General features: G+C 69.1%; 10 protein-coding genes and 1 pseudogene. 9 read left to right on the top strand and 2 right to left on the bottom strand.

What is annotated here, in order from left to right:
* The first annotated feature begins 88 nt into the window (after window positions 1-88).
* From J2S66_RS04765 to J2S66_RS04790, 6 genes are all read left to right on the top strand, one after another.
* Window positions 89-1,015, top strand: coding sequence for a carbohydrate ABC transporter permease (locus J2S66_RS04765; protein WP_310304214.1), 927 nt, complete (start codon window positions 89-91; stop codon window positions 1,013-1,015).
* Window positions 1,015-1,926, top strand: coding sequence for a carbohydrate ABC transporter permease (locus J2S66_RS04770; protein ID WP_310304216.1), 912 nt, complete (start codon window positions 1,015-1,017; stop codon window positions 1,924-1,926). Before J2S66_RS04765 ends, J2S66_RS04770 begins: the two co-directional genes overlap by 1 nt.
* Before the next feature lie 5 nt (window positions 1,927-1,931).
* Entirely contained in the window at window positions 1,932-2,615 is a 684-nt protein-coding gene (locus J2S66_RS04775) for a hypothetical protein (protein WP_310304218.1), read from the top strand.
* Window positions 2,616-2,654: 39 nt separating this feature from the next.
* Window positions 2,655-3,839 (top strand): glycoside hydrolase family 88 protein, encoded by a 1,185-nt coding sequence (locus J2S66_RS04780; RefSeq protein WP_310304219.1) that lies wholly within the window; start codon window positions 2,655-2,657, stop codon window positions 3,837-3,839.
* A gap of 740 nt (window positions 3,840-4,579) precedes the next feature.
* A complete protein-coding gene (locus J2S66_RS04785; protein ID WP_310304221.1) occupies window positions 4,580-6,046 on the top strand; it encodes an RICIN domain-containing protein in 1,467 nt (488 codons plus the stop codon).
* A gap of 476 nt (window positions 6,047-6,522) precedes the next feature.
* Window positions 6,523-6,714: a hypothetical protein gene (locus J2S66_RS04790; RefSeq protein ID WP_310304222.1), complete on the top strand. Its 192-nt coding sequence runs from the start codon at window positions 6,523-6,525 to the stop codon at window positions 6,712-6,714.
* A gap of 213 nt (window positions 6,715-6,927) precedes the next feature.
* Here J2S66_RS04790 and J2S66_RS04795 read toward each other — a convergent pair whose 3' ends face one another.
* Window positions 6,928-7,197: a hypothetical protein gene (locus J2S66_RS04795; protein ID WP_310304224.1), complete on the bottom strand. Its 270-nt coding sequence runs from the start codon at window positions 7,195-7,197 to the stop codon at window positions 6,928-6,930.
* A gap of 470 nt (window positions 7,198-7,667) precedes the next feature.
* Window positions 7,668-9,962, bottom strand: coding sequence for a rhamnogalacturonan lyase family protein (locus J2S66_RS04800; RefSeq protein WP_310304226.1), 2,295 nt, complete (start codon window positions 9,960-9,962; stop codon window positions 7,668-7,670).
* Window positions 9,963-10,974: 1,012 nt separating this feature from the next.
* On the opposite strand from J2S66_RS04800, the pseudogene J2S66_RS04805 reads away from it, so the two are divergent.
* The 3 genes and pseudogenes from J2S66_RS04805 to J2S66_RS04815 form a co-directional block, all read left to right on the top strand.
* Window positions 10,975-11,912: pseudogene (locus J2S66_RS04805) on the top strand (glycoside hydrolase family 43 protein); the annotation flags it as partial.
* Window positions 11,913-11,981: 69 nt separating this feature from the next.
* A complete protein-coding gene (locus tag J2S66_RS37080) occupies window positions 11,982-12,452 on the top strand; it encodes an RICIN domain-containing protein (protein ID WP_374726187.1) in 471 nt (156 codons plus the stop codon).
* Between the two features lie 828 nt (window positions 12,453-13,280).
* Complete coding sequence (locus J2S66_RS04815) at window positions 13,281-15,011, top strand: right-handed parallel beta-helix repeat-containing protein (RefSeq protein WP_310304232.1); 1,731 nt, start codon at window positions 13,281-13,283, stop codon at window positions 15,009-15,011.
* The last annotated feature ends 4 nt before the right edge of the window (window positions 15,012-15,015 follow it).

A 15,015-nucleotide genomic window follows, 5' to 3' on the forward strand; every position in this document is an offset into this window, starting at 1 on the left:
CCAGGCGCGGGCTCGGCCCCACTCTCCGCTCTCCCTCCGGGCCCGCGCCATCCCCAGCACACCACCTACGCAGGAGCACAGAGAGCCGATGAGCACCACGACGGTCGGCGGTTCCCCCGGGATCGGGGCGGATCGGACGAAGCGGTGGTACCGGGCGCGCCGATCGTTGCAGGGCGTGTCGTTCGTCCTGCCGAACTTCCTCGGCTTCGGCCTGCTCACCCTGGGCCCGGTCGTCGCGCTGTTCTACATCTCGTTCACCAACTGGAACGTCTTCGGCAAGGCCAAGTGGATCGGACTGGACAACTTCACCCGCCTGTTCGGCGACACGAGCTTCCACCGGGCACTGCTCAACACCCTGTACTACTCCGCCTTCCACATCCCGCTCACGCTCGCCGTGTCACTGGGCCTGGCCCTGCTGCTGAACCGGAAACTGCGCGGCGTCGCGTTCTTCCGCACCGCCGCGTTCTTCCCCTACATCACCTCGATCGTGGCCATCGCCATCGCGTGGAACCTGCTGTTCAGCCGCGACGCAGGCCCCATCAACCAGATCCTGGGCCTGTTCGGGGTGACCGACCCGCCCGGCTGGACCGCGTCCTCGGACTGGGCCATGCCCGCCGTCATCATCGTCGGCGTCTGGCGCGAGATGGGTTACTACATGTTGCTCTTCCTCGCCGGCCTGCAGACCGTGCCGCCGGAGCTGCACGAGGCCGCCCGCATCGACGGCGCGAACGCCTGGCAGCGCTTCCGCAACGTCACCCTGCCCTGCCTGCGCCCCACCACGTTCTTCGTCACGGTCATGCTCACCATCGGCAGCTTCAAGGTCTTCGACCTCATCCTCGTGATGACCAACGGCGGCCCCGGCCAGTCGACCTTGGTGCTGTCGCAGTACATCTACCAGAAAGGCCTGGTGGAGAACCGGTTCGGCTACGCCTCCGCGATCTCCGTCGTGCTGTTCGCGCTCTGCATGCTGGTCACGATCGTGCAGTTCGCCGTCAATCGCAGGAGGAACGCCTGATGGCCGCCCCGCACACCCTGGCGGACACCGCCCCGCCCAGGACGGTCGATCCGGGAACGGAGAACCCCACGTCGAACCGGAGCGAGAGGCGGCTCCCCGCACTGGGCAAGGTGCTGGGCCACGTCGTCCTGGTGCTGGCCGCGGCCGGGCTGCTGCTGCCGTTCTTCTGGATGGTCTCCTCGTCGCTGAAGGCCGACAACGGCGTCTTCTCGATCCCGGTGACCTGGTTCCCCGACTCGCCGCAGTGGGGCAACTACGCCGAGATCTGGCGGATCTCGGACATGCTGGTGTGGCTGAAGAACACGGTGTTCCTGTCGGTGGTCGTCACCCTGTTGCAGCTGTTCACCGGCAGCTTCGCCGCGTACGGGTTCGCCAAGACCCGCTTCCCCGGCCGCAACCTGCTCTTCCTGCTCTACATCGGCACGATCGCCGTGCCCTGGCAGGCCTACATGATCCCGCAGTTCATCATGATGTCCGAGGCCGGCCTCACCAACACGCCCTGGTCGATCATCGCACTGCAGGCGTTCGGCGCCTTCGGCGTGTTCCTGATGCGCCAGTACTACCTGACCATCCCCGACGAGTTGTGCGAGGCGGCCAGGGTCGACGGCCTGAGCGAGTACGGCATCTACTTCCGCATCATGCTGCCGCTGTCCGTGCCCGCCCTGGCCAGCCTGGCCCTGCTCACCTTCGTCACCACCTGGAACGACTACCTCGGCCCGCTGATCTACCTGCGCGACCCCGACCTGTGGACCATCCAGCTCGGCCTCAAGTCGTTCGTCAGCGATTACAACGCCGAACACGCGCTGATCATGACCGGCTCCGTGCTGTCGGTGCTGCCCATCGCGATCGTGTTCCTGCTCGGGCAGAAGTACTTCGTCCAGGGCATCGCCACCAGCGGGCTGAAGGGCTGACCGCGGTGAAGTACGAGATCTACAACCGGGTGTTCAACACCGCTTACGCCTTGCTGATCACCAGCGTGCTCGTGGTGGGCGCGAGCGCGCCGTTCCTGGCCGTGCTGCTGTTCACCCCCGTCACGGCCGGCTGGCCGCTGTTGGCGCTGACGGCCCCGTTCCTCGGCCCAGCCGTGGCCGCCGCCCACGCCGTGTTCGGCTCCATCGCGCAGGACGACGGCACACAGGTCGTGCGGGGCTTCCTGCGTGCCTGGCGTCGACATGCCCGTCGTGCCGCTCTCGTGGTCGGCGCGGCGACGGCCGTCCTGCTCGTCCTGGCCGTGGACGTCCACGTCGCTTGGGGCACGCCCGTCGGTGCGCTCGCCATCCCGGTCCTGGCGGTGCTCGTCGTGCTGACCGCGGTGACCGCGCTGGTGACGCTCACCGGCGTGGTCGAGCATTCCGACGTGCCGGTCCGGAAGTTGGTGAAGGCGAGCCTGTTCCTTGCCGTCCGCCGCCCGCATCTCACCGCCGTGTCGCTCACGGTGCTGTGGGTGTTGAGCGCGGCGGTCGCCGCTGTGCCCGTGCCGGCGCTCGCGCTGTTGACCGGCCCGGCGCTCTACGTCGTCTGGGTGGGCAGCCGCGCGACCCTGAGGCCCATCCGCGCCGCGTGGTCCACGACCGACCCGCGCGCCGTCGCGACGCGGTGACCCGCGTCGCCGTCCCGTCACCCGTCCTGAGGGAGAACCATGTCCGCGGAAGCTGACCGCGCCGCACCGACCACCGACCACCTGGCCGTGGCCTGGGACGCCGCCGTGGCGACCGTCCGGCGCAACATCGCCGACTTCACCACCTGGTACCCGGACGACACGACCACCGCGGGCGTGTACCGGCCGCGCACGCCGCGCGCCGGCCAACCCGAAGGGACCAACGTCGGGTGGACCACCGGCTTCTGGCCGGGGATGTTGTGGCTGGTCTGGGAGGGAACCGGCGACGAGGACGTGCGACGGGCCGCTCAACGCCAGGTCGACAGCTTCTCCGACCGCGTCCGGCGCGAAATCGACCTCGACACCCACGACCTCGGTTTCCTCTACACGCTGTCCTGCGTGACACCGTGGCGCCTGGAGGGTGACGAACAGGCCCGTGACGCCGCGCTGAAGGCCGCGGACCACCTGATGGACCGCTTCCTGGAACCGGCGGGCATCATCCAGGCATGGGGCGACCTGCAGAACCCCCTGCAACGCGGCCGCACCATCATCGACAGCCTGATGAACCTGCCGCTGCTGTACTGGGCGGCCGAGACGACCGGCACCCCGTCGTTCCGCGACGCCGCCATCCGCCACACCGAGCAGTTGCGGCGGCACATGATCCGCCCGGACGGCACCACCTTCCACACCTTCTACTGGGACACCGACACGGGTGAACCGCTGCGCGGCGCGACCGAGCAGGGCCACCAGGACGGCTCCTGCTGGGCACGCGGCCAGGCGTGGGGCATCTACGGGTTCGCCCTGGGCCATCGGCACGTCGGTGAGCCGTCGTTCCTCGACGCGGCCCGGCGCTGCGCCGACTACTTCCTCACCCACCTGCCGGACGACCGCGTCGCCTACTGGGACCTCGTGTTCACCGACGGCAGTGGACAGGAACGCGACTCCTCGGCCGCCGCCATCGCCGTGTGCGGCCTCTACGAACTCGCCGAGCAGATCGACGACTTCGACACCGCCCTGCGCTACCGCGCTGAGGCCGACGCCATCCTCGCCAGCCTGACCTCTGCCTACTCGACCGCGCACGACCCCGGCTCCACCGCGCTGCTGCTACACGGTGTCTACGACAAGCCCAAGAACGTCGGTGTCGACGAGGGAAACCTCTGGGGCGACTACTTCTTCCTCGAAGCCCTGTCCCGCCGCCTGCGGCTCGACTGGCACAGTTGCTGGTGAAGCGCCGACCGGCGTGACGGAGAAGGGCGGGCGCGTCAGGCACCCGTCCTTCCCTCCGGCGTCGGTGGCGTGTAGTCGTTGATCAGGCCGCCCAGGACCGGTCGGCGGGCATCGACGTGCGGCGCGGCTCTGCGGTCGGCGGTGGTTTTGGTGAGGGCGTCCTACGGGGTCGCCCCTGACGAAACGTCGCCCGTGCAGTGGTCGTGCAGAACTGCGCGTACTGCTGGTAGCGCCAAGCCGCAGTGACTCCGCGGCCCGGCTTCGGTGGTACCCACGGTGTCCACTGTTGTTGGATCGTCGATGACAACGCATGTTGTGTGTCGTTTTTCGTTTTCTTTCGATTGACATCGTTGGCGAACTCTGGACATCCCGGTGAGGGCCACGTTACGGTCATGGAACCGATGTTTGCGTAAACAGCATCGCGCGCTCCCACCAGAGCCGCCATCTCGACCAGTGGTCACATCCCGGTCCAGCCCTTTGCACCGTCATGGGGAGAGCTGCCATGTTCGTCTCCTCGCCACCCGCATGCCCTTGGCGTCAGTCGTGACCTCGGCCTGGCCCAGGGTCGCGATCGGCGACGGGGACCCCACCGCACCAAGCGGTTGCACGGCCTGGCTCCCCGATCCCGTCCGCGCACTGACCGAGCTGTACCGCACACCGGTGCACCGCCATCCCCACCTGACCACGACGCTCGCAAGTGAAGGTTCGACGCGAACTCACACCTAGTGATGGGACGTTCCATGACACCGATCGCGACCTCGTTGAGGCGGTCGATGAGCACCCTCGCGGTGATTGCACTGACCGCGGCGGCGAGCCTCGTCGCCACCGCACCGACCGCCACGGCCGCCACCAGCCAGTTCCGGGGCATGAACTGGGCGGTGCAGGGCGACAACTTCAGCACCGGCACGCTCGTGGTGCAGGGCCTGAGCCAGTCAGACAGCTACGCGACCGTGCGGGCCAAGGCCAACGCCCTCTACGACGACATGGCCGCGACGATGGGGGTCAACACGGTCCGGCTGCCGATCAACACCCACACGGTGGCCGACACGACCTGGTGGAACGCGTACCGCGGTGCGATCGACGCCGCCACCGCCCGCGGGTTCAAGGTCATCCTGGCCTACTGGGAGGACGGCGCCGCCTCCGGCGGCCGGATCACCAACCTCGCCGCGTGGAACACCATGTGGTCCAGCGTGACCTACACCTACGGCTCCAACGGCAACGTCTACTTCGAGCCGATGAACGAGCCGCACGGCTACAGCTCGACGGACTGGCGCAACGTGGCGGCCAACTGGCTCGCCTACCACACGTCGGCGGTACCGAGTCGGGTGCTCATCGGTGGCACCGGCTACAGCCAGGACCTGCGCGACATCTGCAACGACAGCCGCTTCAACTCCACGCTGCTGTCGTTCCACCACTACGCCTTCTTCTACAGCCCGATGACCTACGACGCCTTCCGCGGCCACATCCAGACGCGCCTGGGCAACTGCGCCTCCCGCGCGGTCGCGACCGAGTTCGGCGCGCCGATGTCCACCGGCCTCGACTACAGCGACGCGAACAGCGCCGACAACTTCGTGCGCCACATCCGCGCCATGGCGCAGGTCATGCGGGACAACAACATGGGCGGCACCTACTGGCCCGCCCTCGGCGGCAAGCCCGGCACCATCGGCTACGACTGGTACTCGATGTACGCGCTGAGCGGCAGCGGCACCGACCTCGACCTGACCATCCGCAACACCTCAGGTGCCGAACGGGTCCGGTACGCCTGGGGTGACGGCACCACGACTCCCACGACGTACTACCGGGTTGACGTGCGGCACAGCGGCAAGGCCATGGACGTCCAACAGCCGAACACCGACAACGGCGCACGCGTCGGCCAGCACGCCTACGACGGCAACGCGTGGCAGCAGTGGCGGTTCCAGGACGCCGGCAGCGGCTACTGGCGCCTCGTCAGCCGTCACAGCGGCAAGTGCCTCGACGTGGTGGGCGCCTCCACCGCCGACGGCGCCGAGCTCGTCCAGTACACCTGCGGCACAGGCACCAACCAGCAGTTCCAGATGGTGCCCAACGGCAGCTACTTCCAGCTCCGGGCACGCCACAGCGGCAAGTGCGTGGACGTACCGGCCGCCTCGACCGCCAACGGCGCGATCCTCAAGCAGTACACGTGCAACACCGGCACCAACCAACAGTGGTCCCGGACGGCCGTCTGACCACGACACCGGTGATGACCGCGGTATGAACGTCGAACGTCCCGCAACTCCACGGCGGGACGTTCGACGTCCTCCGCTCGACCTCACTGCCGTCGCGGAGCTCACCCGGTCCGCGATCCTCGCCCTGCCCAACGTCCTGGTCGCCCCGCACCTGGCCGGCGCCCGGGGACGCGAGCTGCGTCGCCTCGGCGAGTTCGCCGTGGCCGAGGTGGGCCGGTTCACCAGGGGTGCGCCGCTGCTCGGCCAGGTGGAGCCCCGGCAGCTCCCGTACAGCGCCTGGGCTCGGATGAGCGGAGGTGGGGCGCCCATGACGGCGGGTTGGTGGTCGCCTGCCTGGTCGGTTGTGCCGAGGTTTGCGCACCAGGTCCCGATGCGCCGGTGCTGTGGGACGCGGTGCACCCGTGGCGGGCGGGTGAGCCGCCTGCCCGGACCAGGTGGGTGCTGGGGAACACTTCGGTTACTTCCAGGTTGAGGACGTGGCCGGGGGAGAGCCGACCCCGGTGCCGCCGGGTGAGGGTGCCGTGCCGCTGGAGGAGTGCGGGCGGTTGCTGCGGTCGTGGTCGGGCTGGGTCTCCCTGGACTGGGACCGCGCGTGGTACCCCGGTACGGTCCCGGTGCCGTTGCGCGCCACCGGGTCCTGGTTCGAGCGGTGGTGCCCACCCGCGTGACCGGTCGGGTGGGCGCCACCGCTGCGCCTCGGACGACGGTCGGCCGGCCTGCTGCGTCGTAGGTCAGGCGGGTGATGCCCAGCAGGGCGGCCCCGTTGTCGGCGTAGTAGTGGTAGAACAGGACGTCGCCGTCGGTGTCGGCGAGCACGGCCTGGTGACCCGGGCCGTGGACGCCGCCGTGGCCGGCGAGGATCTGCGTGCCGCCGCCGGAGGTCATGGGCACGCCGTCGCGGTCGACGTAGGGGCCGGTGACCCTGGTGGAGCGGCCGACCATGTCCGGTAGGTGCTCGACGCGCCGCGGCAGCACATGTCCCAGGAGACGTACTGGTAGTAGTTGCCGCGCTTGACGATGAACGGCGCCTCGATCGCGGTCTCGCTGCCGCCCCGGTTGGCGATGCTCGTCATGGCGGTGCCGCCGAGGCGCAGGCCGGCGGCGGGGACGAGCTGGACGAGCTCGACCAGAAGGAGTCGAAGTTCAGCCACCAGCGGCCCTGGTCGTCCACGACCAGGTCGGGGTCGATGGCGTTGAAGTTGTCGGTCGTGCGGGCGGTAGGTGGGGTCCGGCGCCCACAGGTGCCGACCGCCTCCTGTGCAGGGGTACGCCCACGGCGTGCCGTTGGGAACGCGGCGCCGGCGTTGCGGAACGCGACCCGGTCGGCCGAGGTCTTCAACGAGGTGCCGTTGCCGGTGTGCGCCGGCAGGTAGCCGGCTGGCACCTATGCCCGCCGGTCGATCGTCACCGACCAGGAGGTGGACAGCAGGGCCACGGTGGCGAGCAGCACGCCGAACCTCGTCAGTGTCCGGGACACGGGTGATCCTCCTCGATCACGGGCGGGGAACGATCGGAGTCGAGACGTGGTCGGACGGCGATCCCATGCCGGCAGGAGCGGTCCACCGCGGGTGTTGACCGCGGCGGACCGCTCCTGGGGGTCGACCGACCACGCCGAACGCGTCTACCTGGGCTGGTAGGTGATGTCCGGGCGGGGCGGGGTGGCCATGCCGTAGCCGAGGAAGTAGTCGACGTGGTGGGACTGGATGTAGCCCTTGAGGGTCATGGCGTTGCGGTAGGCGGGGTTGTGGGCGAGCGTGTACAACCTGGTGCTGCTGGGTCGGTCGGTGGTGAAGATGATCAGCTCGTTGAAGGCGGCGTTGGTGTAGAGGACCTCTTCGCGCCAGTCGCCGAGGATGTCGCCCTGCAGGACGGGGGAGTTGCCCTGGGCGGCGTCGACGGCGCCGTGGTTGGCGGTGGTGAGCAGGCGCGGCGTCCGGTTGGTGGGGGTGGGGTTGTTCGGGTCCCACTTCTCGAACTTGCCGTCGTTGAGCAGTTCCATTCCGGTGTCGCCGTCCCAGTACAGGCCCAGTTGCGGCCAGGGCTGCAGCGAGGTGTCGGAGTGGGTCAGCCGGTTGGTGGCGGCGTTGTGGACGCCGGAGAAGGCCCAGACCTCCATGCCGGGGTGGCGGGGGTCGATGTCGCCGGCCATGCCGCGGCCCACGTCGGCGGTGCCGGAGGCGGTGTGCCGCCAGATGATGTTGCCGGTGGCGGCGTCGTAGTAGTAGTCGCGCAGGCCGCTGGGGTTGTTCTGCTGCACGCCGTAGCCCTCCAGCCCGGGCCGGCTCGGGTCGATGTCGGTGATGTGGAAGCGGTCGCCGTGCACGACGCCCTGGCTGCCCAGTGAGTAGCGCAGGGTGCCGTTGCCGTTGAGCACGAACCCGATCTCGGCGATCTCGTCGCGGCCGTCGCCGTCCACGTCGATGATGCGGGTGTTGTGCCCGTCGGGAAGGTTCTGGTTGCCGCGCAGGAACTTCCACTGCATGGTCAGCGCGCTGCCGGTGAACCGCCAGGCGGTGAACACGAGGTTGAAGTCGCCGCTGCCGATCCGGTTCTTCATGAACGCGACCAGGCTGGGGTTGACGCCGTCGAGGTAACCGACGCCGAAGCGCGCGTACATGGGGCCGTCGGCCAGGTAGTCGGTCGGCACCGGAGCGGTGGCCCTCGGCGCGCCGGTCATGCCGTCGAGGATCGCGATGTGCTGGCGGTTGTCGTTGCTGTCGGTGAAGCGGACGCCGTTGCCGAAGGTGACGCCGTTGGCGATGCGGACGGCGACCTCGGCACGACCGTCGCCGTCGAGGTCCTGCACGGTGACGCCGTCGTTGTGGCCGACGTTGATCGTGGAGGAGCCGCCCTCGATGTTGTTCTGGTTGGTGCTGTTGGGGCCCATGTCGACCTGCCAGAGGAACCGGCCGTCGCGGCGGTAGGCCTCGATCTTCTGCGGGGAGGTCTGCCGGTCGAGCACGTAGTCGTACTCGCCGTCGCCGTCGAGGTCGCCGACCCAGAGGAACTTCACCGCGCCGCCGGCGCGCAGCGGGACGCGGACCACGGGCTCGGTCGCGGCGTTGGCGCGCAGGCTGAAGGCCCCGCTGGGCGCCTGCTCCACGCCGCCCGCCACCGGGCGGACCCGGTAGCTGTTGGACTGCGACAGGTCGGCCGTGGAGTCGGTGTAGTTGGTGCCGCCGGTCAGCACGGACCCGTTGAGCTTGGCCTCCGCGCCGCCGCCGGTGGAGCGGTAGACGTTGAACCCGATCCCGGCCGGGTCCAAGCCCAGCAACCGCCAGGAGACCATCACCTGGTTGCTGCCGGAACGCACGGCCACCACACCGCGGTCCAGGCTCTCCATCCTGCGGCCCTCACCGGGCGGGGTGGTTCCGCCGCCGACCTGGACCATCCGCCACTGCTGGTTGATCCCACCGTTGTCGGTGTACTGCGAGACGCGGCCGCCGTCGGCGGTCGACCGCTCCCACACGTCCATCGCCTTGCCGCTGTGCCGGTTGACCAGCTTGACGTGCCCGCTGTCGGTGTCGAGCACCCGCCACTGCTGGTTGGCCGCGCCGGTGTCGGGCCACTGGATCAGCTCGGCGCCATCGGCGGTGGACCAGTCCAGCACGTCGACGACCTTGCCGGAGTGGCGGGCCTTGAGCCGGTAGTAGCCGTCACCGGAGGGCAGGAACTGGAACTGCTGGTTGGCCTGGTCCAGCGGTGCCCACTGCTGGACGCACGCGCGGTCGGCGGTGGACTGCTCGCACACGTCGACCGCCTTGCCGCTGTGCCGCGAGACGAGCTGGTACCACGCGTTGGTGTCGATGGTGGCCGCGGCGGCAGGTGTCGAGGCGACTGCCGCCGCGACGCCCGCCACGACGACCATCACCGTCGCCAGTACGGTGGCGCGCCATTTCCGGCGTGCCGGGTTCACGTGCAACACGGTGCTTCCCTTCAGTGGTCGAGGACATGTCGCGTCGGCATCCGGGTGTCAACAGCCGGTCGGCATCCGTGCGCTCGGACCGTCCGGTAGTGGACCTGGTTGCTCGCGGCGGCGGCTGCGGTCGATCCGCTGCGAGTGGCGCGAATGAGATGCGCGCCTGGGGTGCGCGGGTCGTGGTATCGGGCGATGTGCCACTCGCGGTCCCGCGCACGGCGCGATGGCTGGTCGGACCGGAGCCGGGTGACTACGGGCGTACGACCGCCAGCGGAAACGTTAGCGTTAACAAATAACTGCGAGCAAGATCGACTCCCATCGTGAACCGGTCCTGAGGGGACAGGTTTCGGTGAAAGATCTCGGCTTGTGGCTACTTGGCACGGAGGGCTGCGCGAGCAGCCTTCACGTCATGCGCGCATGGCTCCAACGGCAGGATTCTGCAGCTCAGCGCATGTCGCCTCCTTGCGACCAGGACCCCGAGCGTCCATCGCCGCGTGTCGACCTGCATGGAATGGGAGCGCTCCCAGGCGACCGTAGCGCAAGCTTTTCGAAGTCGACAAGACCGATGAGATGGATGGCCGGATCTGTTAGCGTTCACAACCAGCACTGGAGATCGTGCACTGTTCGGTCGGGCCGTGCCTCGTGTCGGCGTGTTCGGCCGTCCTCTGTCCGCCACGTCGGCCTCCGTCGTCATCGGCGGTCGCCCGGTCAAGGCGAGGCCGGCAAAACATAAAGCGTTTACCTGGAGCCGTCAACCCTTTGACCGCCCTGGATCGTTACCCCTACCGTAGACGGCCAGTAAACGTTTACACGACAAGTCGCTGGCCCACGTGCCATCGGGTCGGTCGTCCAGGGGCGGCACGGTCCGGTGCGTGGATCCGCCGGGAGGCGGGGAGCGCGATGAGGCCCTGCTCGCGAGGAGGCGCGGTTGGCTGTGCGTGGAGAACGGGCTCCAGGGGAGTCCGCTTAGTCGGCTTTCGACCCGTTTCGTGATCAGGAGTCACCCATGATGCTTGTCCGTCGGCACAGCGTGGTCCGGCGAGCCCTGACGCTGGCTGTGGCGTTCGTTGTCGCCGTGTCCGTGATCGTGGCGGGCCAGGACCGCGCGGATGCCGCGCCCGGCCCGTCGTTCACCAATCCGGTCGTGCCCGCGCCCAACAGCGCCGACCCGACGTTGGTGCAGTACAACGGCCAGTACTACTACGTGGCGACCACGTGGACCTCCGACATCCTGATGCGGCGGTCGTCCACGATCGCCGGTCTGCGCGGTGCGCCGGAGCAGAGGGTCTTCCGCGCCTCGCAGAACGAGGGCTGCTGCACGATGTGGGCGCCGCACCTGGAACAGGTCGGCAACCGCTGGTACATCTACTATTCGGTCGAACCCAGGTCGGGCTACGGGCAGCGGCGTACGCACGTGCTGGAGAGCGCGGGCAACGACCCGGCGGGCCCGTACACCTACCGGGGTGTGCTCGACCTGATGCCGGACAACGGGTGGGCGATCGACGGCGCGGTGCTCAAGCTCAACGGCGCGCTGTACTTCCACTACTCGGCGTTCCACGCCGACGGGCTGCAGTCGCTCTACATCGCGCCCATGAGCTCCCCGACCTCGGTGTCGGCGCACGGCACCCGGATCTCGGCGCCGACGCTGGCGTGGGAACGGCAGGGGCAGCCGGTCAACGAGGGTCCTTCGCCCTGCAGCGCAACGGCCGCACGTTCCTGACCTACTCGGCCAGCTACTGCGGCACGGCCGACTACAAGCTGGGCATGCTGGAGTACCGCGGCGGTGACCCACTGGCGCAGAGCTCGTGGACGAAGCACGCCACCCCGATCTTCCAGCGCGACAACGCCGCCGGCGTCTACGGACCCGGCCACCACTCGTTCTTCACCTCGCCGGACGGCACCGAGACGTGGATCGCCTACCACGCCAACTCCTCCGCCTCCCACGGCTGCGGCACCACCCGCACCACCCGCGTGCAGAAGATCTCGTGGAACGCCGACGGCACCCCCGACCTCGGCGTGCCGGTCTCCACCTCCGCGGTCCTCGCGGGCCCTTCGGGTGAGACCGGTGGGTCCGGCGCCCGCGTCCGCATCCGCAACCGGCACAGCAACCTCTGCCTGGACGACTACGACTTCGTCACCACGCCGGGCGCGGAGGTGCGGCAGTGGACGTGCAACGGTGAGCCGGTGCAGGACTGGACCCTCACACCCACCGAGGGCGGCTACTACCAGGTCACCAACGTCCACAGCGGCCTGTGCCTGGACAACAAGGACTGGGCCACCGCCGCCGGCTCGGTCGTGCAGCAGTGGACCTGCAACGGCATGGCCGTGCAGCAGTGGCGGATGACCACCACCAACGGCACCACGACCCTGGTCAACCGGCACAGCAACCTCTGCCTCGACGACTACAACCGGAACACCGAGCCCGGTGCCGAGGTCCGGCAGTGGACCTGCAACGGCCAGACCAACCAGCAGTGGGTGGTCGGCTGACCGACGGGTGGCGGCGCCGGGTCGCTTGAACGGTCGGATGGTCCACGTCGACCGTGCGGTGTTGCTGCGCGGTCGGCCAGAGCGCCCCGGTGATCGGTCCCACGGGCCGGTGCGTCGACTTCGCCCGCTCCGCGAGGCATCCGCGGTTCCCGTGACCACGGCGGATCCGGTACGACCGGTTCGGGACCCGGCTGTCAGCCAAACCGCGCACGTTCACAAGATCCGCCCCCGGTTGCCTTCGGAAGATCTTCGTCATCGGTTTCACCCGGGGCGACTGCACTGAGCATGTTGTGCACGTTCACAGCCGCCGCGCTTCTGCCCGCACTCGATCAAAGGAGATCGAATGACCGCGTACGGCACCGTTCACACGGCAGCGCCGGCCACCCTCGTCTGAACCGCCATCGCATCGGGCGGCCGGGCGCGCCTCGCCTCTCCGCGTGCACGTGCGATGACCGCCGGGCGGTTCACACCGGCTACACCGCCGCCTCGACTGCGGTGAAGCGGCGAGCGCTGCCACGCGACCTCCCTTCGGAACCTCCTGCGTTCCCGGCCGGGCTCCCACCTCGCGACACCACCGAACACGGCGTCGACCGCCTCGTGCACGCCGCCCCGGAAGAGCGTCGACCATGAACAACAGGACGGCAACCTCCGCCGGCACGTCGCGGCGCGGCGTGCTGCCCGGCGCGGCAGCTGCGGGGGCGCTCCGGTGCCGGCGGCGGACGCCGCGACGTCAGTCAAGGGCGCGGGCACCAGTCCGACCGCCGCCATGGACGGCTCCCTGAACATGTGACCCGATCACCGGATCACCGATCATCCCGAGGAGATCCCATGCACCTCACATCGCGGTGGCGTGCGCTCTACGTCGTCACCGCCTCCACAGCCCTCGCCGTGAGCACCGTGATCGCGCCTGGCACGGCCGCGGCCGCCGGCAACACCTACTACGTCGCACCGGCCGGCGACGACAGCGCCGCGGGCACCCAGTCCGCGCCCTTCGCGTCCATCGCCCGCGCGCAGGCCGTGGCCACGCCGGGTGACACGGTCTACTTCCGGGGCGGCACCTACGCCTACACCCGCGCGAACTCGGCGTGTGCCAGTCGGACGGCCCGGGTCGACGCGATCACCTTGAACAAGAGCGGCACGTCGGGCAACCCGATCCGCTACTGGGCCTACCCGGGGGAGAAGCCGGTCTTCGACTTCTCCCGCATGAGGGACGATTGCCGGATCAAGGGCTTCAGCGTCACCGGCAGCCGGCTGCACCTCAAAGGGCTGGAAGTCACCGGCGTGCGGCAGAACAACAACCTGAACGCGGAGTCGTGGGGCATCTGGATCTCGGGCAGCTACAACACCTTCGAGCAGATCGACACCCACCACCACATGGGGGCCGGTCTGTTCGTCCAGAACGGCCGCGACAACCTCGTGCTCAACTCCGACTCGCACGACAACTACGACGCGAACAGCTCGGACGGACCCGGCGAGAACGCCGACGGCTTCGGTGCGCACATCAAGGCGGACAACCCCGGCACGGTGTTCCGGGGCAACCGGGCGTGGTGGAACGCCGATGACGGGTTCGACCTGATCAGCGCCTACTCGTCGGTCACCATCGAGAACTCGTGGACCTGGCGCAACGGATACGTGCCGGGCACCACCACGAGCGCGGGCAACGGCGCCGGCTTCAAGTCCGGCGGCTACGGCGGCGACTACGACCCCGGCGCGGTCAAGCACACCGTCCGCAACTCGGTGGCCTTCCTGAACAAGGCGGCGGGTTTCCACAACAACCACCACCCGGTGGTCAACGACTACGTCAACAACACCGGCTTCGGCAACCGCCCCAACTTCGACATGCGGGGAGTCGACTCCAGCGGCGCCACCGCGGGTCGGGGCAACCTGCGCAACAACATCGCCTACAACGGCACCGCCACGGCGAACATGACCGGCACGAGCGCCTCGCACAACTCCTGGAACCTGGGCCTGCCCCTGTCGGACGCGCAGTTCCAGAGCGTGTCGACGTCCGGTTGGGACGCTCCGCGGCAGGCCGACGGCAGCCTGCCGGTGCTGCCCCACCTGCGCCTGGCCGTGAACAGCACCCTGATCGACAAGGGCGTGGACGTCGGCCTGCCCTACCGGGGGTCGGCGCCGGACCTGGGGGCGTTCGAGCAGTCCGGTGGCACGCCACCGCCGGTGCGCTACGAGGCGGAAACCGCGCCGGCGGTGTGCCGGGGAACGATCGACTCGAACCAGGCCGGCTTCACCGGCACCGGGTTCTGCAACGGCACCGCCGCCGCGGGCGCGTACGCCCAGTTCACCGTCACGACGTCGACAGCCGGTACGACGACCCTGGCGATCCGGTTCGCCAACGGTCACAGCAGCGGGACCCCGCGACCGGCGAACCTCGTGGTCAACGGGTCCGTGGCCGGCACGGTCTCGTTCGAGCACACCGGCACCTGGACGGCCTGGACCACCAAGACCCTCGCCGCCTCCCTGAGCGCGGGGAGCAACATCGTCCGGCTGGAACCGACCACCTCGGACGGCCTGCCCAACATCGATCACCTCACCCTGTGAAAGG

It is taken from the genome of Saccharothrix longispora (genome assembly GCF_031455225.1).
Classification (GTDB): domain Bacteria; phylum Actinomycetota; class Actinomycetes; order Mycobacteriales; family Pseudonocardiaceae; genus Actinosynnema; species Actinosynnema longispora.